Annotated in this window: 14 protein-coding genes; 11 read left to right on the top strand and 3 right to left on the bottom strand. The window is 67.2% G+C overall.

Features of this window, described 5'->3' with window-relative positions; all coding sequences use genetic code 11:
* The first annotated feature begins 113 nt into the window (after window positions 1-113).
* From O6W96_RS14295 to O6W96_RS14285, 3 genes are all read left to right on the top strand, one after another.
* Window positions 114-3,320: an autotransporter outer membrane beta-barrel domain-containing protein gene (locus tag O6W96_RS14295; protein ID WP_353470191.1), complete on the top strand. Its 3,207-nt coding sequence runs from the start codon at window positions 114-116 to the stop codon at window positions 3,318-3,320.
* A gap of 81 nt (window positions 3,321-3,401) precedes the next feature.
* Complete coding sequence (locus tag O6W96_RS14290) at window positions 3,402-3,674, top strand: hypothetical protein (protein ID WP_353470190.1); 273 nt, start codon at window positions 3,402-3,404, stop codon at window positions 3,672-3,674.
* A 66-nt stretch (window positions 3,675-3,740) separates the two neighbouring features.
* Window positions 3,741-4,484 carry a class I SAM-dependent methyltransferase gene (locus tag O6W96_RS14285; protein WP_353470189.1) on the top strand — a complete coding sequence of 248 codons (744 nt, stop codon included), beginning with the start codon at window positions 3,741-3,743 and terminating at the stop codon, window positions 4,482-4,484.
* Between the two features lie 84 nt (window positions 4,485-4,568).
* Here O6W96_RS14285 and O6W96_RS14280 read toward each other — a convergent pair whose 3' ends face one another.
* Both O6W96_RS14280 and O6W96_RS14275 read right to left on the bottom strand, forming a co-directional pair.
* Window positions 4,569-4,985, bottom strand: coding sequence for an invasion associated locus B family protein (locus O6W96_RS14280; protein WP_353470299.1), 417 nt, complete (start codon window positions 4,983-4,985; stop codon window positions 4,569-4,571).
* Between the two features lie 68 nt (window positions 4,986-5,053).
* A complete protein-coding gene (locus O6W96_RS14275; RefSeq protein WP_353470188.1) occupies window positions 5,054-5,737 on the bottom strand; it encodes a histidine phosphatase family protein in 684 nt (227 codons plus the stop codon).
* Window positions 5,738-5,877: 140 nt separating this feature from the next.
* Here O6W96_RS14275 and O6W96_RS14270 point away from each other — a divergent pair, with 140 nt between their 5' ends.
* The 8 genes from O6W96_RS14270 (at window position 5,878) to O6W96_RS14235 (ending at window position 12,989) form a co-directional block, all read left to right on the top strand.
* Window positions 5,878-6,531 carry an outer membrane protein gene (locus O6W96_RS14270; protein WP_107951824.1) on the top strand — a complete coding sequence of 218 codons (654 nt, stop codon included), beginning with the start codon at window positions 5,878-5,880 and terminating at the stop codon, window positions 6,529-6,531.
* A 130-nt stretch (window positions 6,532-6,661) separates the two neighbouring features.
* Window positions 6,662-7,780 carry a DNA polymerase III subunit beta gene (dnaN, locus tag O6W96_RS14265; protein WP_277983735.1) on the top strand — a complete coding sequence of 373 codons (1,119 nt, stop codon included), beginning with the start codon at window positions 6,662-6,664 and terminating at the stop codon, window positions 7,778-7,780.
* 54 nt (window positions 7,781-7,834) lie between these two features.
* Window positions 7,835-8,086, top strand: a complete 252-nt coding sequence (locus O6W96_RS14260) for a type II toxin-antitoxin system Phd/YefM family antitoxin (RefSeq protein WP_353470187.1) — start codon at window positions 7,835-7,837, stop codon at window positions 8,084-8,086.
* Window positions 8,083-8,511 carry a type II toxin-antitoxin system VapC family toxin gene (locus O6W96_RS14255; RefSeq protein WP_353470186.1) on the top strand — a complete coding sequence of 143 codons (429 nt, stop codon included), beginning with the start codon at window positions 8,083-8,085 and terminating at the stop codon, window positions 8,509-8,511. The genes O6W96_RS14260 and O6W96_RS14255 overlap by 4 nt, the downstream gene beginning before the upstream one ends.
* A gap of 52 nt (window positions 8,512-8,563) precedes the next feature.
* Window positions 8,564-9,373, top strand: coding sequence for a Coq4 family protein (locus tag O6W96_RS14250; RefSeq protein WP_353470185.1), 810 nt, complete (start codon window positions 8,564-8,566; stop codon window positions 9,371-9,373).
* 198 nt (window positions 9,374-9,571) lie between these two features.
* On the top strand, window positions 9,572-10,792 hold the full coding sequence (locus O6W96_RS14245; protein ID WP_353470184.1) for a DNA replication/repair protein RecF: 1,221 nt from the start codon (window positions 9,572-9,574) through the stop codon (window positions 10,790-10,792).
* An 87-nt stretch (window positions 10,793-10,879) separates the two neighbouring features.
* Window positions 10,880-11,692 (top strand): OmpA family protein, encoded by an 813-nt coding sequence (locus O6W96_RS14240; RefSeq protein ID WP_353470183.1) that lies wholly within the window; start codon window positions 10,880-10,882, stop codon window positions 11,690-11,692.
* Window positions 11,693-11,879: 187 nt separating this feature from the next.
* Window positions 11,880-12,989, top strand: coding sequence for a PepSY-associated TM helix domain-containing protein (locus tag O6W96_RS14235; RefSeq protein WP_353470182.1), 1,110 nt, complete (start codon window positions 11,880-11,882; stop codon window positions 12,987-12,989).
* A 161-nt stretch (window positions 12,990-13,150) separates the two neighbouring features.
* Here O6W96_RS14235 and O6W96_RS14230 read toward each other — a convergent pair whose 3' ends face one another.
* Window positions 13,151-17,767, bottom strand: a complete 4,617-nt coding sequence (locus tag O6W96_RS14230; protein ID WP_353470181.1) for an NAD-glutamate dehydrogenase — start codon at window positions 17,765-17,767, stop codon at window positions 13,151-13,153.
* Window positions 17,768-17,830 lie beyond the last annotated feature (63 nt).

Genomic DNA, 17,830 nt, shown 5'->3' with positions numbered 1-17,830 from the left:
CGCCGCACAACGCGCCGCTGCGGCCATTGTGCCGCACGATAATAGAGCGCGCTTCAAGGTTCGCGAGCCGCGTCTCCGTCCTCTTCTCGAAAACACATCGAAAAGGGTTCCGTATGCGTCGTCTCCTGCTGACCACCACCTGCCTGTTCGCGGTAACGACGGGCGCCCAGGCGCAGACTGTGATCGATACCAAGCGGACCGACACGGTGCGGACCTCGACGATCAAGGCCGGCGCCCCCGACAATATCCGCATCGCTGCTGCGGGTTCGGTGACGCCCACCACCGGCACCGCGGTAACAGTCGACAGCGTCAACTCGGTCAGCAACGAAGGCACGATCCAGGTGACCAACGCCGACGGATCGACCGGCATCCTCGCCAACGCGGGCACCGGCGGCGGGATCACCAACGCGGCGACCGGCAAGATCATCATCGACGAAAGCTATGTCGCGACCGACACCGACAAGGACGGCGATCTCGACGGCCCGTTCGCGGCGGGCACCGGACGCACCGGGATCCGTACCGCGGGCGCGTACACGGGGGCGATCGTCAACAGCGGCGCGATCACCGTGAAGGGCAACAACTCCGCCGGCATCTGGCTCGGCGGACCGCTGACCGGCGCCTTCACGCATGACGGCCAGACCGCGGTCACCGGCAACGGATCGACCGGCGTGCGGATCGCCGACGTCACCGGCAACGTCCGGCTCGCGGGCACGATTGCGGCAATCGGCCAGGGTGCAGTCGCCGCGCGCGTTGATGGCGACATCGCGGGTGCGCTGGTGGTTCAGGGCGCGCTCGGCTCGACCGGCTATCGCTATGCGACGGCGCCGGCCGATACGACCAAGCTCGACGCCGACGATCTGTTGCAGGGCGGATCGGCGCTGGTCGTCGCGGGCAACGTGTCGGGCGGGATCATCTTCGCGGTGCCGCCGAAGGACGCGAGCACGACCGATACCGACGAGGACAAGGACGGCCTGCCCGATGCCACCGAAGGCTCGGCGGCGATCACATCCTACGGCGCGGCCCCTGCGGTACAGATCGGCTCGGCAACGCGTGCGGTCGCGATCGGCGCAGTGGCGGGGACAGGAACCGGGTTCGGTCTGATCGTTGATGGCGGCATCGCCGGTAGCGGCGTCTATGGCGGCGTCGAGGGCAACGGCCTCGCGATCGGTGGGCTTGGCGGCGCGGTGACGATCGCCGGTGGGATCGGCATCAACGGGACCGTCGCGGCGGTAGCGAACGGCGCGAGCGCGACCGGGTTGAAGCTCGGCAGCGGTGCGTCGACCCCGGAAATCCGCAACGCGGGCACGATCTCCGCGGCAGGCGGCGGCACAGCCGCATCGCGTTCGACGGCGGTCCTGGTCGACACCGGCGCATCCGTCGCCACGATCCGCAACAGCGGTACGATCAAGGCGACCGCGCAGGCAGCCGACGGCACCGCGATCGCCATCCTCGATCGGTCGGGCACCGTCACGCTGGTCGAGAACAGCGGCGGGATCGGCGCGTCGGGCGCGCTTGCGACGTCCGAGCGCAACGTCGCGATCGACCTTTCGGCGAACACGACCGGCACGATCGTTCGCCAGACCGCGGTCGCGACCGGCATCGCCGCGCCTGCGATCGCCGGCGATGTACGCTTCGGCAGCGGCAACGACGTGTTCGACGTCGCGGACGGCACCGTAGCTGGTACCGCACGGTTTGGGAGCGGCAACAACCGGCTGGCACTGTCGGGTGACGCGACCTTCACCGGTGGTGCGGTGTTCGGTGCGGGCAACGACGCGCTCACGCTCGCCGGGACATCGGTATTCAACGGTACGGCGGACTTTGGCGGTGGCAGCGACACGCTGACGCTGGGCGGGACGTCGCGCTTCTCCGGCACGCTCGCCAATGCAGGCGGTCTCGCGGTCGCGGTCAACGGCGGTACGCTCGACATCACCAAGGCGGCGTCGATCGCCTCGCTGTCGGTTGGCGGCGGCGGCGTGCTCGCGGTCACGCTCGACAAGGCGGGCGGCACCAGCACGATGATCCAGGTTGCCGGCACCGCATCGTTCGACAAGGATTCGGAGCTGGCGCTGAAGCTCACCAGCGTCGTCGATGCCGAAGGTCGCTACACCGTTCTGCGCGCGGGCACGCTGACGGGCGCCGCCAACCTTACCGCGACCACCACGCTGCTACCGTTCCTCTACAAGGGCAGCATCGTGACCGGCACGGGCAACGACCTCGCGGTCGACGTCGCGCGCAAGTCGTCGAGCGAACTCGGGCTCAACCGCTCGCAGGCCTCGGCCTATGACGCGATCTACAAGGCGCTCGGCAGCGACGCCAAGGTCGGCGGCGCGTTTCTCAACATCACCGACGGCGACGCGTTCCGCGGCTCGGTCCGCCAGATGCTGCCCGAGCATGCCGGCGGCACGTTCGAGGCGGTCACGATGGCTTCGCGCGCGACCGCTCGGGTGCTCGCCGACCCGCATGGTCCGTTCAAGGACGAAGGCAAATGGGGCTATTGGGTGACGCAGGTCGCGTGGGGTACGTCGAAGAGCATCGCCGATACCGCGGGCTACGACATCAGCGGCTGGGGCGTTTCGGCTGGCGCCGAATACAAGACCGCCGTCGGCAATTTCGGCACGTCGCTCGCGTATCTGCACGGCCGGGATGCGGACGACGGCACGGCGAACGAAGTGAATTCGGACCAGTATGAACTGGCCGGATACTGGCGTGGGCATTGGGGGCGGTTGCAAGCCAACGCGCGCGGATCGGGCGCCAAGATCACGTTCGACGGATCGCGCCAGTTCACCGGCGCGATCGGCAGCGAGGCGGTTGCCCGGACGTCGGAGGGCGACTGGAACGGTACGCTCTACGCAGCGTCCGGTGGACTGTCGTACGAAGCGGGCACGGGCAAGCTGATCTTCCGCCCGGTGCTGGCGATCGATTATTACAAGCTCAAGGAGGACAGCTATAGCGAGACCGGCGGCGGCAAGGCGATCGACCTCGTCGTCCAGGCACGCACCAGCGACGAACTCGCGGTCACGGGCAGCGGCGCGCTGGGGCTGAACTTCGGTGGTCCCGACTATCAGGAGGGCTGGTTCCGCGTCGAGGCCGAGGGTGGACGCCGGCAGATCGTCGGTGGCGGGCTCGGCGCAACCACCGCGGCGTTCGAGGGCGGCCAGTCGTTCACGCTGACCCCGGACAAGCGCACCAGCGGCTGGGTCGGCAAGCTGCGGGGCGTCGGCGGCAACGGCCTCTTCCGGATGGGCGGCGAATTCAACGCCGAGCAGCAGCAGGGCCGCGTCGCTCTGTCGCTGCGCGCGAGTCTGCAGATCGGGCTGTAGCGGCGGGTATTTCGGGGGCGGGAGATGGCTCGATTCTCCGCCCGGACTGTTGTCGCTCCAGAGATCAAGGAGTGAACGCACATGGCCGAAGACCGGTTAGACATCGATATGAAAACGCTCGAGGACAATAGCGACCTTCGCCAAGTCGAATTCGAAGCGGAAATCAGCGACGAGCGGTATCAGTTCGCGGTCCAGTACGACGTGATCGAGGCCCTGAGCACGGTGTCGCCGGAGGGCAATGCCGTGGCGATCTTCAAGCAGCATACCGACGAAATCGCCGGACTGGGTGCGACCGCGCTAGCGCGCGATCCCGATCAGGAGATCGTGGTGATCAGCGAGAACGATCTGGACTAGTGGTTGCTTCCGGACGATCCTGCCCACCGATCCGGCAGTGTCGTCCGGACTGGTGGGAGATGGATGATGAAGTCGATCTGGACGGGCGCCGTATTGGCGATGACGATGGCCGCTGGCACAGGTGCTGCCGACGCGCAGAGAGCGAGCCCGGCGATCACGAAAGCACTGGCCGATCCCGCGCGTGCCGACCAGCAGAGCGACGATGCACGCCGCAAAGCCGCCGAAGTGCTGGCATTCTCGGGGGTGAAGCCGGGGAACGTCGTGGTCGATTACCTGCCAGGTGCAGGATATTGGACGCGGATATTCACTGGCGTCGTCGGTCCCAAAGGTCGGGTCTTCGCTCTATGGCCGGCCGCGGGTGCCAAATATGCTGCAAAATCACTCCCGGCGTTGCAGGCGCGGGGTCTCGCCAACGTGACCGCCGAGGTTCAGACCACCAACCTGCCGACCTCTCCCCAGCCGGTCGACGTGTTCTGGACCGCGCAGAACTATCACGACATTCCCAATAACGGCGCTGGCGAGCCGGCGTTGCGGGCGTTCGATGCCGCGGTGTTCCGGATGCTCAAGCGTGGTGGCACGTATATCGTCATCGACCATGCGGACGCGGCTGGCACCGGCATGAGCGGCACCGAGACGCGCCACCGGATCGATCCCGCGGCGGTAAAGGCGCAGGTCCAGGCGGCGGGGTTCAAGTTCGTCGGCGAATCGACCGTGCTGCGCAACCCGGCGGACGATCACAGCAAGGTGGTGTTCGATCCCGAGATCCGCGGCAAGACGGACCAGTTCGTCTACAAGTTCCGGAAGCCCTGAACGGCAAATCCGGTGGCGCCCAAGCTAGTGGGCGTCACCGGGATCGTCGATCAGCCTCCAGCCGTTCTCGTCGGTGAGCGGTTTTTAGCGTTCCGAACACGCCAGCATCGCGGCATCGACGGCGGTCGCTGCACCCGACAGCGCATAGACGTCGGCGAACGGGCGTCCGCCGGCACCGACCGCTTCGATGCTCATGCTACGCCCGGAGCGCAACGCAGCGACGATCGCGCGGTCGCTTGGTGCATCGCTCGCCCAGGCGTCCAGACCATTGGCGACCAGCGCGAATCGGCGTTCGCCGACGGTCAACGTAACGCCTGCCGATCGATCGCGCGCGCGGCTCAGGCGGATGTGGAGCGAGGCGCGCAGGCCGCGTTTGGGCCAGGATGCTATGCTGGCGAAGCCGCTCGATCGGCCCCCCGCCATCACCGGGCGCGCGATCGCGTAACAGCGGTCGGGTGTCGTGTCGCGAAACGTGCCCCAGTTCTTGTAGATGCCGATCATGTCGCGCGCCGATGCCGGAACCGCGATCGCGAGGATCAGCAGCGCTGCCAGACTCGCTCCAGCGAGTCTCACGCCGGGGCGAAACCGGTGCCGAAATGCGGCACGGTCGCGCGACCGTTCTCGACCAGCGTCACCGACCCTTGCGGCAACCCCGGAGCGATCGGCGCGCCGAGCAGCGGATCGACCGGCGCATCCGTCATCACGCCGAGCATCACCCGGCTGGAAATGCCGTGCATGATCACGAGTTTGTCGCCGTCGTCGTCCGCGGTATCCGCGATCCAACCGCTCACGCGCGCTGCGATCTGCGGGTAGGTTTCGCCGTCCGGCGCGGGCTTGAGCGTACCGCCGGGCAGCATCACCGGCCCGACCTCGTCTATGACGTCCGCGTAATAGCGCCCGCCCCAGGATCCCATGTCGATCTCGACCAACCGGGCATCGGTGCGCGCGTCGTGCCAATCGAGCTCGAGATGCTCGCAGATCACCGCGAGAGTCTGCAAAGCGCGGCCGGTCGGCGAGGACCACAGGGTCAACTCTGGCTTTACCCCGAGCAGGTCCCGAAGTGCCCGCCCAAGCTCGTCCGCCTGCGCGAATCCAGCGCGCGTCAGCGGCGTATGCGCGGCATCCCCCTGCAACCGGTGCGCTGCGTTGAACACGGTTTCACCGTGCCGCGCGACAAAATCGCGACCGTTGCGCAATGGCGGAATGTCGGTTGATCGGGCGTCGCTTTCACCCTGCCGTTGGCTTGGAATCATAGCCCGCGTTTCAACCCCCTGTGGCGCAAAAGCAACGGATTTCCGTGTTTATCTGGGGTTCATGCAACGCCTGCGCGGTTGGTCCATTGGAACGATCCGCCCCGCGTAATGGGGCGCCGGATCAGTAAAGGAGTAACCCAATGCGTACGCTTATCGCCGTCTCGCTGCTCGCCACCACCGCAGTCGCAGCACCCGCCCTCGCACAGACCAACCCGACCTTCACCGGCCCCCGCGTCGAGGCCACGCTCGGCTACGACCACACCGGCGCCGGCAGCAGCGTGTCCAACAACAACGGGCGCGACGACCAGAAGATCGACGGACTGCTGTACGGCGGCGGCATCGGCTACGACATCGCGACCTCGGACAACATCGTGCTGGGTGCCGAAGCCGAACTGACCGGTTCGACCGCGAAGAGCGACCGCAACGATTACACCAGCGACTTCGGCTATGGCCGCGTAAAGCAGGGCCGCGACATCTATGTCGGCGCGCGCGCGGGCTATGTCGTCGCACCGACGACGATGCTGTACGTCAAGGGCGGCTACACCAACTCAAAGCTCGAAGTGCTCGCCGGCAGCACCAGCCAGACCACCGACAATAATTTCAAGCTCGACGGCTGGCGCGTCGGTGCGGGCGCCGAGCACGCGATGGGCCCGAACAGCTACGCCAAGCTCGAATACCGCTATTCTAACTATGAGCGCGGCAACATCGACTATGCGACCGGCGGCACCAGCAGCCGCTTCGACGTCGATACCGACCGCCATCAGGTCGTGGCGAGCTACGGCTTCCGCTTCTGAGTCGGTTAACGCTGAATTTACCTGCATGACCGAAGGGTCGGGGTGCTTGCCCCGGCCCTTTGTTGTTGGGTAGGTAGGTTTGGAGTTGCCCCCGGTATCGAGTCAGACCGCGGCGGCATGGGGGATTTTCATGAAGGCGACGATCGAACGCGCAACGCTCCTCAAGGGGCTGAGCCATGTCCAGTCCGTGGTGGAGCGGCGCAACACCATCCCCATCCTGTCGAACGTGCTGATCGAGGCGACCGCCGAGGGCACGCTCAAGCTGATGGCGACCGATCTTGATCTCCAGATCAACGAATCGATCGCGGCAGCGGTCGACCAGCCCGGCGCGACCACCGTGTCCGCGCACACGCTGTTCGACATCGCGCGCAAGCTTCCCGAGGGTAGTCAGGTCCAGCTCGCCGCGTCGGAAGGCCGGATGAGCATCGTCGCAGGCCGCGCGCGCTTCTCGCTCGGCACGTTGCCGCGCGACGATTTCCCGGTGATCGCCGAGGGCGAACTGCCGACCCAGTTCGAACTGCCCGCCGAGACGCTCAAGCAGATCATCGACAAGACGCGCTTCGCGATCTCGACCGAAGAGACCCGCTATTACCTTAACGGCATCTTCCTCCACGTGGCCGACGGCGACAGCTCGAACCCGGTGCTGAAGGCCGCCGCGACCGACGGTCACCGCCTCGCGCGCGTCACGCTGCCGCGTCCCGAGGGTGCCGAATCGATGCCCGACGTGATCGTGCCGCGCAAATGCATCGGCGAGTTGCGCAAACTGCTCGACGAGGTCGACGGTTCGGTCGGCGTATCGCTGTCGCCGACCAAGATCCGCTTCGATCTCGGCCAGGCGATCCTGACCTCGAAACTGATCGACGGCACATTCCCCGATTACAGCCGCGTGATCCCGACCGGCAACGACAAGATCCTCAAGATCGATCCCAAGAGCTTCATGGAAGGCGTCGACCGCGTCTCCACGATCGCGACGGAAAAAACGCGCGCGGTGAAGATGGCGCTCGATCGCGACAAGATCACGCTGTCGGTGACCTCGCCCGAAAACGGCACCGCCGCGGAGGAAGTTCCCGGCGAGTACGTCGCCCTCCCGTTCGAGATCGGCTTCAACAGCCGGTACCTGATGGATATCCTGGCACAGATCGACGGCGACATGGTCGAGGTCCATCTGGCGGACGCCGCCGCCCCGACGCTGATCCGCGAAAACGACAAGTCGCCCGCGCTGTACGTGCTGATGCCGATGCGCGTGTGATTCGGTCCGCCTGTGGTCTCATGGTATAGAGGGGCGGCAGGCAGGAGCCGGATCATGGACTCGATCAATATCGCCGACCTCAAGGACGAGCTGGACAGGTTGATCGACCGGCTCGAAGCGGGCGAAGCAGTGCAGATCACGCGCAACGGCCGACCTTTCGCCCGCGTGACGCCCGAGGCCCCGCCGCTCCCGCGCCGCAAGCCTATTGATGTCGACGGACTCGAGGCGCTGGCGAAGTCGCTGCCATACGATCCGACATCTGCGCGTGACCTGGTCCGGCAGATGCGTGACGACTCGCGGTATTGACCCTCTACTGCGACACGGCGGTGATGGTGTCGGCCTTCACCGCCGAGGCGCAAAGCGAGGACGTACGCGCGTGGCTATCGCGACGGGCTGATACTCTGGCGGTCAGCCATTGGGTCGCAACCGAGTTTTCCGGTGCGCTTGCGATGAAACGGCGATTGGACGTCATCGACACGGTTGGTTGGAACGGTGTGATGAAGGCATGGCAACGGTTTTGCGCCGGGGAACTTCACGTAGAGTCGGTCACCGAAACCGATTTTGCGTTGGCGGCGACGTTGCTCGATCGCGGTGATCTGAAGCTGCGCTCCGGAGACGCCCTTCACCTCGCGATCGTCGTCGCGCGCGGTTGGTCCTTAGCGACGCTCGATTACGACCTTGCGCAAGCGGCGACGCAGATACGCGTCGACGTAGATACCGTCCTCGATTGACTCCTCGCCCGCTGCTCAATACTAACAGTAATGTCAGTAAGGAGTCGACTCGATGGCGAAGCTTCCTCCGTTTCCCGGTACGACCGGTCGTCGCGATTGGCGTACGGCGTTCGATGCGATCAAGAAATTGCTCGCGAACGGCGACGACACGACGCAGGTGTTCCGGATCATGCGCGCGCTGAACGTCGGCAATGCGCCAATGAATTACGCGCGATTAATCGCAACGGAGCAGGGCGGGCGGATCGCCTATGACCGCGTCGAACTGGCGCAGCGTTTCTCCGACCCCGCATTCGTGGCGAGCTTTGCGCCCGGCACGGTGGGGGCTGCATATCGCGATTTTCTCGAGACGACGGGCTATTCCGCGGACGGCCTCGTCGAGGTCTCGCGGCTCGAGCCGAGCGAGGACGATCTGGCGCATCCCTATGCGTGGTTCGGCCGGCGAGTGCGCGACACGCACGACATCTGGCACGTGCTGACCGGCTACAAGGCCGACGAGAGCATGGGCGAGGCCGCACTCGTCGCGTTCAGTTACGCGCAGGTCGGCGGGCTCGGCTGGGCGCTGATCGGCTCGGCGGCGGCGCTGAAGAGCATGCGCGTCACCGGCAGCAAGCTGTTCGCGAAGGCGGTCTGGGAAGGCTATCGCAACGGGCGCAAAGCGAAGTGGATTTCCGGTGAGGATTATCTTGAGCTGCTGCACGAGCCGCTCGACGGCGCCCGCACCCGGCTTGGGATCGTCACGCCGGTCGCATATCTGCGTGCACAGCGCGAGCTCGGGCCGGCGCTTGCGTCGTATCTGAGCACGCAGAAGGCCGCGACCGCGACGGCCGCACCCGCGATGGCGCCGGGGCGGATCGCCGCCTGACGCGAGGCTCGATAGCGCATTGTGCTCGATAGCGGACTGGGCGTGTCGCTAGCGCGGTTGTGATCGGATCGATCCCTCACCCCGTTCGTGCTGAGCGAAGTCGAAGCACCGGCGCTTCCGCCATGCCCTTCGACTTCGCTCAGGGCGGATGGAAAAGGGCGATGCAATCGGTTTCGAAACTGCTCTAAGGCCGAGGCAATGCTGTCGCGTCTCGTCCTCACCGATTTCCGCAATCACGCCAGCCTGACGCTAACGCCGGGACCAGGGTTCGTCGTGCTGACCGGCGAGAACGGCGCGGGCAAGACGAATATCCTGGAGGCGGTGTCGCTGCTAGCGCCCGGCCGTGGGCTGCGGAGAGCCGCACTCGGCGAAATGGCGCGACAAGGTGGGGCAGGGGGTTTCGGCGTCGCGGCCACGTTGTTTCCAGAGCGCTCGCAGAAGAACGGAGCAGAATTCCCCTCCCGTTTGCGGGAGGGGTTAGGGGAGGGCGCGACGTACGTACTGGCGTCCGGCGTCGAGGAAAACGCGCCCCTCCCCCGACCCCTCCCGCAAGCGGGAGGGGAGTTAGAAGCGGAACAGGACGCGCCCGCAGTCGGCGAAGTCGACGTCGCAACCGGGACTCTCGCCTCAGCCCCCGAACGCCGCATCGTCCGCATTCAGGGCGCCACCACCACGGCCAACGCGCTCGCCGAGTGGCTCACGATCCTCTGGCTCACCCCGGCGATGGACCGTTTGTTCGTCGCCCCCGCCGGCGAACGCCGCGGCTTCCTCGACCGCCTCACGCTCGCCCTTGCCCCTAGCCACGCCCATCACGCCGCCCGCTACGACGCCGCGATGCGCGCGCGAAACCGTTTGCTCGCCGACGAAGGCCGACCCGATGGCGACTGGCTCTCCGCGCTCGAAGCCCAAATGACCGAGCACGGTGCCGCGGTCGATGCCGCCCGGCGAGAGGCGGTTGCGCTGCTCGGCACGCGGCTCGCTGAACAGGACGACGGCCCGTTCCCTCGTGCCGGCCTCACGCTTGAAGGGTGGGCCGGCGACACCATCCGTCTGCAAGCCGACCTTGCACAGGGCCGCGCGCGCGACGCCGCCGCCGGGCGCACGCTCGCAGGCCCGCACCGCGTCGACCTGATCGTCACGCACCTCGACAAGGACCGCGCCGCCTCGCTCGCCTCGACCGGCGAGCAGAAGGCGCTGCTCCTCGGCATCGTCCTCGCGCATGCCGACCTTGTCGCCGAGCGGACCGGCCAGCCGCCCGTCCTCCTGCTCGACGAGGTCGCCGCGCACCTCGATCCGTCGCGCCGCGCGGCGCTGTTCGACCGGCTCGCAGGTCGCGGGCAGGTGTGGATGACGGGTACCGAAGACGCGCTGTTCGACGCGATCGACGGCGGTGCAACGCGGATCGCGGTCGGGCGTTAGGCTGAACGCGCGCTGTCGATCGGACTCACCGCGCGTTCAAGCGGGCGCGGGCAAAGCTCCGTTCATCGAAGACACGGAGAGATCAAGATGACCCGGAATTTCACGCGCGCCGCGCTCGGCGTACTGATGGTCGCAGCGACTACCGCCCCCGTTTTTGCGCAGGTCCGTGACGGCGGTCGCCCGGAGGGTCGTTACGACATGAGCCGCGCACCGTGGTTGCGCCCCGGCTATCGTCTGGAAGGCGCCGGCGTTCCGGTGCTTTTCCCCGAACTGCGCAATACGCCGCGAGGTCGCGCGTTCGTGATGCCGAACTTCGACGCGAACGGCGATGGCCGGATCAGCCCCCGGGAGGCCGACGACGCCAACCGCGAATTCGCACGGATTGCGGGCGCCCGCCGCGACCGTTTCGACTGGGATGCCTATGGTCGTGACCCGCGCGGCTATCGCGGCGACCGCGGCGGCGCCACCGTCGTCGAGACCACTACGACCTGGGACCGTGGCGCGATGCGCAACTACGGCTTCCGCCAGACCCCGCGCGGCGCGACGCTGACGCTGCAGGAGGACGTACTGTTCCGCACCGACAGCGACGTGTTGCGTCCCGGCGCGATTGAGAAGCTGCGGCCGCTCGCGCGCTATCTGCGCGGCAACCCTGGTGTCCGTGTTGCGATCGACGGTTTCACGGATTCGCGTGGAACGGATGCGCATAACCAGGACCTGTCCGAGCGTCGCGCGGCGAGCGTCCGACAGGCGTTCGACGACATGGACGTGGTGCGCGCGCGGTTCAGCGTGGTCGGCCACGGCGAGAACCAGCCGGTCGCGACCAACGCGACGGCGGCCGGCATGCGCCTCAACCGTCGCGTCGAGGTAACGCTGCTGGGGCAGCGCGCCGACCGGTTCTAAAAACGAGCTTGCCGCTCCCTGGGGTGTCGGGGAGCGGCAAGAGCGTATGGCGGTGCTGGCGGGTGAGGGCTCGGATCGGCACTTCCTGAGGCTGCCGCCTATTCATTCCCGCGGTTTCCAGCGTTCGAGCGAATGGACTTGAGGCTACCTGTCGTGCCACGCTCGGCGTGCAGGGGGTATTCGAGTGATGAGCAAGCTGGCGATGCGACGGGCGTGGTTCCAGGTCCACAAGTGGATCGGGCTGATCCTGGCGATTCTGATCATTCCGCTGTCGCTGAGCGGCGCGGCGCTGGTGTGGCACGATGCGCTCGACCGGATCGTCGATCCGAGTCGCTATGCGGTGTCGGGTACTACCGTGCTCAGTCCGGACGCCTATGTCGCGTCGGCGGCGGCACGGCTCACGCACGGCGAGCGGATCGCGCAACTGACGATGCCCGAGGATGGCGGGCCGGTGGTGATCGCGGCAGCGGTGGACGGGACCGCGCCCAGTCGACCGGGACCGCCGCAGCGGACGATGGTGTATCTCGATCCGCCGACCGCGCGCGTGCTGGAGATGTCTCCGTCGAACGGTGGGCTCGTGCGGTTTCTGCACGTGCTGCACGGTAGCCTCCAAATACCCGGCGTCGGACGCTCGATCGTCGGCTGGATCGGCGTGGCGATGATGGTGTCGTGCTTCACCGGGCTATGGCTGTGGTGGCCGACGGTCGGCAAATGGTCGCGCGGGCTGCGGTTTCGGCGACATCGCAACGTCGATACCAACCTGCATCACCTGTTCGGGTTCTGGATCGCGCTGCCGTTGTTCGTGCTGTCGTTGACCGGCGCGTGGATCTCGTTCCCGCAATTCTTCGGCAAGATCACGGGGGAGGCGTCGCGGCCGAGAGGCGGGCCCGATCGCGGCGCGATGATGCGCGCGAAACCGCTGGCCAAGCCGGCGCAGCCGCTCGCCGTGGTGATTGGCAAGGCGCGCGTCCTGGCGGGTGGTGCGCCACTCCGCAGTGTCGCATGGCCGACCGATCTCAGTGCCGACTGGACGGTGACGTTCGCGCGCGGGACGACGCCGGTCGGGGTGAAGATCGCCGACGATACCGGTGGTGCGACCGCGGCGGCGGCGCGGCTTCAAGGCGGCGTGACGCGGTGGATGCGGCGGATCCACGACGGCACCAACATGGGTGCGCTGTGGCAGGTGATCATTTTCCTGGGCGGGATATTGCCGGCGGTGCTGGCGGTGACCGGGGTGATCATGTGGTGGCGCGCGCGGGGGTGGAAGGCGGAACTGGCGGCGCGGCGGGCGGCGTAAGCTTTCCCTCGCCCCTTCGGGGAGAGGGAAGGAGGAGCTCTCGCGACGGGAGGGTGAGGGGTAATTGGGATCCACGCCCCGAGCCTCATGCCCCTCACCCTCCCACACGCAAGCGCGTGCGGGCCCCTCCCTCTCCCCGGCGGGGAGAGGGGTTTTGCCAGTTACCGCCCCAGCAGCACCCGCGCCTGGCCGGCGATCTGCGCAAGCATCGCCGCATTCGGGACCGCCGCATGACGCGCGCGGTCGATGACCGCTTTGAACTGCGCCACCCGCGTAGCGTTTGCCGTCAGCCACGCTTCGACCGCACCCTGCGGATCCTGCGCGCCGCGACGTGCGAGGAATTCGAGCCGCAACTGCTGGAAATCGCGCGCGAGGCCCGCGATCAGCAGGCGCTCCCACGGATCGGTCGGGCTGATCCGCGCGGCATTCGCCTGCGCCCAGTCGAGTCCGAGCGCCTGACCCAGATGCGTAAACGCGCGCGTGAGGATCGCCTCGTCGAGCGTCATCCGCTCGCCGAGATCGGCCAGGCCGACCGCGCCGTCCATCTCGAACAGGCGGACAACCTTGCGCACCAGATCACCCGGCGCGCCGACCGCTTCGAGCTGCCCCGCGATGCGACTGCTCTGCGCGCTCGCCTCTTCGAGCAGCAACGCCGCGGTCTGGCTGTCGAGCTGCGTGATCCCTTTCGCCAGCCGCGCGAGGACTTCGCCCGGCACGGCGCCCGGCGCCGACACGCGCAACAGGTCGGCGATCTGCGAGCGGGTCGCGACCGCCACCTCGTCGAACAGCGCGATCCGCGCCGCCTCGGGCATCACCGCCGTCTCGATCTCCGCCCACAAGGCCGGCAGGTCGAACAGGCGCTCGGCAACAACGAACATCGCCGCGATATCGCCCATCGCCGCGCCTTCCTCTTCCGCCAGTTCGAACGGGTAGAGAATGCCCAGTCGGTTGACGATCCGGTTGGCGAGCTTGGTCGCGACGATCTCGGGCCGCAGCCGATGCTCGTCGATCGCCGTCTCGAAGCGCGCGCGCATCGCTGCGGGGAAGGCAGCGTGCAGGTCGGGCTTGAGCGCATCGTCCTTGGCGATATCGCCATGCTCGATCGCGTCCTGCAATCCGAGCTTGGCGGTCGCCAGCAGCACCGCCAGCTCAGGCCGCGTGAGGCCCAGTCCATCCTGGCCGCGACGCAGCAGAATGTCGTTCGACGCCAACCCCTCGACCGCACGATCAAGCCTGCCGCCGCCCTCGAAGATCTCGATCACGCGCACATAGCTTGGCACTGCGACCGCGCCATCCGCCTCGGCGATCGACAGCGCTAGCGTCTGGAGTCGGTTATCCTCCAGCACGAGGTGCGCGACGTCGTCGGTCATGCTGGCGAGCAGGGTGTTGCGGTCCTCATACTCGAGCCGCCCCTCGATCATCTCGCGGTTGAGCGCGATCTTGATGTTGACCTCGTTATCCGAGCAGTCGACGCCGGCCGAATTGTCGATGAAGTCGGTGTTGATCCGACCCCCGCGTGCCGAAAACGCGATACGCGCCGCCTGTGTGACGCCGAGGTTCGCACCCTCGCCGATCGCGATGACGCGCAGGTCCTCGGCATTGACGCGCAGGCGGTCGTTGGCCGGATCGCCGACCGCGACGTTCGCTTCCGATGCCGCCTTCACATAGGTGCCGATGCCGCCGAACCAGAGCAGGTCGGCCGGCGCCTTGAGGATCGCCGAGATCAGCGCGCCCGGCTCCATCTCGCTCGCGGTCACACCGAGTGCAGCCTGCACCTCAGGCGACAGCTTCACGACCTTGGCGGTACGCGCGAACACGCCGCCGCCCTTCGAGATCAGGCTGGCGTCGTAATCCGCCCAGCTCGACCGCGGCAGCGCGAACATGCGGTTGCGCTCGTCCCAGCTGGTCGCTGGATCGGGATCGGGATCGAGGAAGATGTGGCGGTGATCGAATGCCGCGACGACCTTCAGCGTCTTCGACAACAACATGCCGTTGCCGAACACGTCGCCCGACATGTCGCCGCAGCCGACGACGGTGATGCTCTCGCTCTGCACGTCGAGCCCGCGCTCGGCGAAGTGCCGCTGGACGCTGAGCCATGCGCCCTTGGCGGTGATCCCCATCGCCTTGTGATCGTAGCCGACCGAGCCACCGGAGGCGAACGCGTCGCCTAGCCAGTAGCCGCGTTCGAGCGCGAGCGCGTTCGCCACGTCGCTGAACGTCGCGGTGCCCTTGTCGGCGGCGACGACGAAATACGGGTCCTCGCCGTCGAGGATCGTCACGCCGTCCGGATGCACGACCTTGCCCTCGACGATGTTGTCGGTGATCGACAACAACGTGCGGATGAAGATCCGGTAGCTCTCGGTCCCCTCGGCCAGCCATGCGTCGCGGTTCGACGGGGCAGGGAGTTGCTTCGGATAGAAGCCGCCCTTCGCGCCGGTTGGCACGATGACCGCGTTCTTGACGCGCTGCGCCTTCATCAGCCCGAGGATCTCGGTGCGGAAATCGTCGCGACGGTCTGACCAGCGCAGGCCACCGCGTGCGACCGGGCCTGCACGCAGATGAATGCCTTCGACGCGAGGCGAATACACCCAGACTTCGCGCCACGGCACGGGGGCGGGGAGGCCCGGAATGAGGTGGCTGTCGAGCTTGAACGCGAGCGCTTCCGACGCCGCCGGAGTGAACGCATTGGTCCGCAGTGTCGCCGCGATAAGGTTGCGATACGCACGCAGGATGCGGTCGTCGTCGATTGCCGTGACGGCATCGAGCCCGGCTTCGATCGCATGGTCCGCCTCGATCGCGTCGCCGGGGTGATCGGGGTGGTGGACCGCGGTGAACCGCGCGATCAGAGCGGTGGCAACCTTCGGCGCACGCCGGAGCGCATCGACCACGGTGGTCAGGCCATACGGAAGCCCCGCCTGGCGCAGATACCGGAACCACGCACGGAACAGCACGATCGCCTCGGGACGCATCCCGAGTTCGACGATCAACCGGTTGAACGCATCGTTCTCGGCCGCGCCTTCCAGCACTGCGGCGATCGCGCCTTCGAGCACGGGCGCATCGCTCTGCTGCGCCGCGTCGTTCGCCTCCAGCACGAAGTCATGCACGAACGGCACGCTGTCGTCGCGCAACCGCGTCGGCAATTCGCCGATCACGCGGAAGCCGAAATTCTCCAGCACCGGGACTGCGTCGGACAGGGGGAGGGCACCGCCCAGCTTGTAGATCTTCAGCTGCGGATCGGTGCCCGCTTCGCCCGGAACGAGGCGCACGCCGCGTGCATCCGCATCGTTCAGCGCGGCGATGCGCTGGATGTCCTCGGCAGCTTCGGCTGCCGTGCTGAGGTTGCGATAGTTCTGCGGGAACGCGGCCGCCCATTTGAGCGCAAGACGCGCCGCACGCGGCGGCGGCAACGTCTCTACCAGTGCGGCCTCGACGTCCGACACCCAGCCGCGCACCATCCGCTGCAACCGGAGCGCGAGCGGCGCGACGTCGGGCATCCGGCCATCGCCGCGCAGATCGAGCGTGTAGCGGATCATCGCGACCTCGCCGTCCTCCAGCGCGATCGACCAGTTGAGCACGCTGGCATTCGCCGCTTCCGCCAGCATGTCGCCGATCGCGACGCGGCGGCTGGTGGTGACGTCGTCGCGCGGGAGCCAGACGAACCCGAACAAATGACGCCCGAGCGCGGACTCGACGAGTACGAGCGCCGGCCGCGGCCGATCCGCGATGCTCATCGCGGTCAGCGCCAGATCCTCCAGCGCGTCAGGCGCGAACGCTATCACCAGGTCGTGCGGCAATGCGGTGAACGCATGCGTCAGCGCCTTGCCCGCATGACCGCGCGGATCGAACCCGAACTTTGCCTTCATCGCGGCGAGGCGCGTGCGGAGGACCGGCACGTCGCGCGGCATCGCGGCCAACGCGGCGCTGGTCCACAGCCCGCTGTAGATCGACAGCCCGGCGACTGTCGCGCCCTCCATCACTGGCACCACGACGAGGTCGAGCGGCACGGCGCGGTGGACGGTCGAGATCAGGTTCGACTTCAGCAACAACGGCGCATCGTTGCCAGCCTCGAACCACGTGATCGCGAGCGCACGCGACGCCTCGGCGAGGATCGGCACGCGGTGTTCGTTGCGCGCGATGCCCAGCGCGGCGTGGCCGCTGCCGTCACGGTGCCAGATCTGGTGGCCAAGCAGAGTAAGATGCCCGTTCAGGAACCACTGCAACAGAGCGGCACCTTCGCCCTCGGGCAGTGTCGCGATATCGTCGTCGAGCGCAGCCTGCATCGCGCGCCAATCGGTCACCGCCGCACGGACGTCGGCCAATACAGCCGTGAGGTCCTCGATCAGCCCGCGACGGTCGCGCGCATCGGCACGCTCCATCTCGAGATAGATCATCGATTCGGGTCGGCCTGCGCCCTGACCATCCGCATCGATTGCATGGAGCGTGCCGTCGGGCGTCCGCGTCGTGCGGACGACGGGGTGGATGATTCGATCGACCGCGATGTCCTGCGCGCCGATCGCCGCCGCGATCGAATCGACCAGGAACGGCATGTCGTCGTTGACGATCGCCAGCCGCATCCGCCGCCGCGTGTCGTCCGCGCTGATCGGCTCGATCGCGATCGCCGGCGCACCGTCATCGCGGTGCGCGGCAGTCGCGGCGACGAACGCCGCGGCCTGCGCGACCTCGCTCGCCCCGAAGTCCTTGAGTTCGCCCGGAAGGGCCCGTTCGGTCAACCGGCCCGCAAGGGTTTCGGTGAGCGTTTTCAGCGATTGGTCAGCCATAGGTCAAGGCCTATGCGCTCGCAATTCTGCTATCTCAACCCTTGTGGCAGGTGCGAAGGAATA

This window comes from Sphingomonas faeni (genome assembly GCF_040407495.1).
Taxonomy (GTDB): Bacteria; Pseudomonadota; Alphaproteobacteria; order Sphingomonadales; family Sphingomonadaceae; genus Sphingomonas; species Sphingomonas faeni_D.
The sequence above is the reverse complement of the archived record's forward strand: the minus strand, read 5'-3'. Positions and strand labels throughout refer to the sequence as shown.

What these genes read in the sequence shown, in the direction of transcription:
- O6W96_RS14235 (WP_353470182.1), top strand. Translation starts at nt 11,880, where the DNA reads ATGAGCAAGCTGGCGATGCGACGGGCGTGGTTCCAGGTCCACAAGTGG.
- O6W96_RS14245 (WP_353470184.1), top strand. Translation starts at nt 9,572, where the DNA reads ATGCTGTCGCGTCTCGTCCTCACCGATTTCCGCAATCACGCCAGCCTG.
- dnaN (WP_277983735.1), top strand. Translation starts at nt 6,662, where the DNA reads ATGAAGGCGACGATCGAACGCGCAACGCTCCTCAAGGGGCTGAGCCAT.
- O6W96_RS14250 (WP_353470185.1), top strand. Translation starts at nt 8,564, where the DNA reads ATGGCGAAGCTTCCTCCGTTTCCCGGTACGACCGGTCGTCGCGATTGG.
- O6W96_RS14240 (WP_353470183.1), top strand. Translation starts at nt 10,880, where the DNA reads ATGACCCGGAATTTCACGCGCGCCGCGCTCGGCGTACTGATGGTCGCA.
- O6W96_RS14230 (WP_353470181.1), bottom strand. Translation starts at nt 17,767, where the DNA reads ATGGCTGACCAATCGCTGAAAACGCTCACCGAAACCCTTGCGGGCCGG.
- O6W96_RS14285 (WP_353470189.1), top strand. Translation starts at nt 3,741, where the DNA reads ATGAAGTCGATCTGGACGGGCGCCGTATTGGCGATGACGATGGCCGCT.
- O6W96_RS14290 (WP_353470190.1), top strand. Translation starts at nt 3,402, where the DNA reads ATGGCCGAAGACCGGTTAGACATCGATATGAAAACGCTCGAGGACAAT.
- O6W96_RS14280 (WP_353470299.1), bottom strand. Translation starts at nt 4,985, where the DNA reads ATGATCGGCATCTACAAGAACTGGGGCACGTTTCGCGACACGACACCC.
- O6W96_RS14295 (WP_353470191.1), top strand. Translation starts at nt 114, where the DNA reads ATGCGTCGTCTCCTGCTGACCACCACCTGCCTGTTCGCGGTAACGACG.
- O6W96_RS14270 (WP_107951824.1), top strand. Translation starts at nt 5,878, where the DNA reads ATGCGTACGCTTATCGCCGTCTCGCTGCTCGCCACCACCGCAGTCGCA.
- O6W96_RS14275 (WP_353470188.1), bottom strand. Translation starts at nt 5,737, where the DNA reads ATGATTCCAAGCCAACGGCAGGGTGAAAGCGACGCCCGATCAACCGAC.
- O6W96_RS14260 (WP_353470187.1), top strand. Translation starts at nt 7,835, where the DNA reads ATGGACTCGATCAATATCGCCGACCTCAAGGACGAGCTGGACAGGTTG.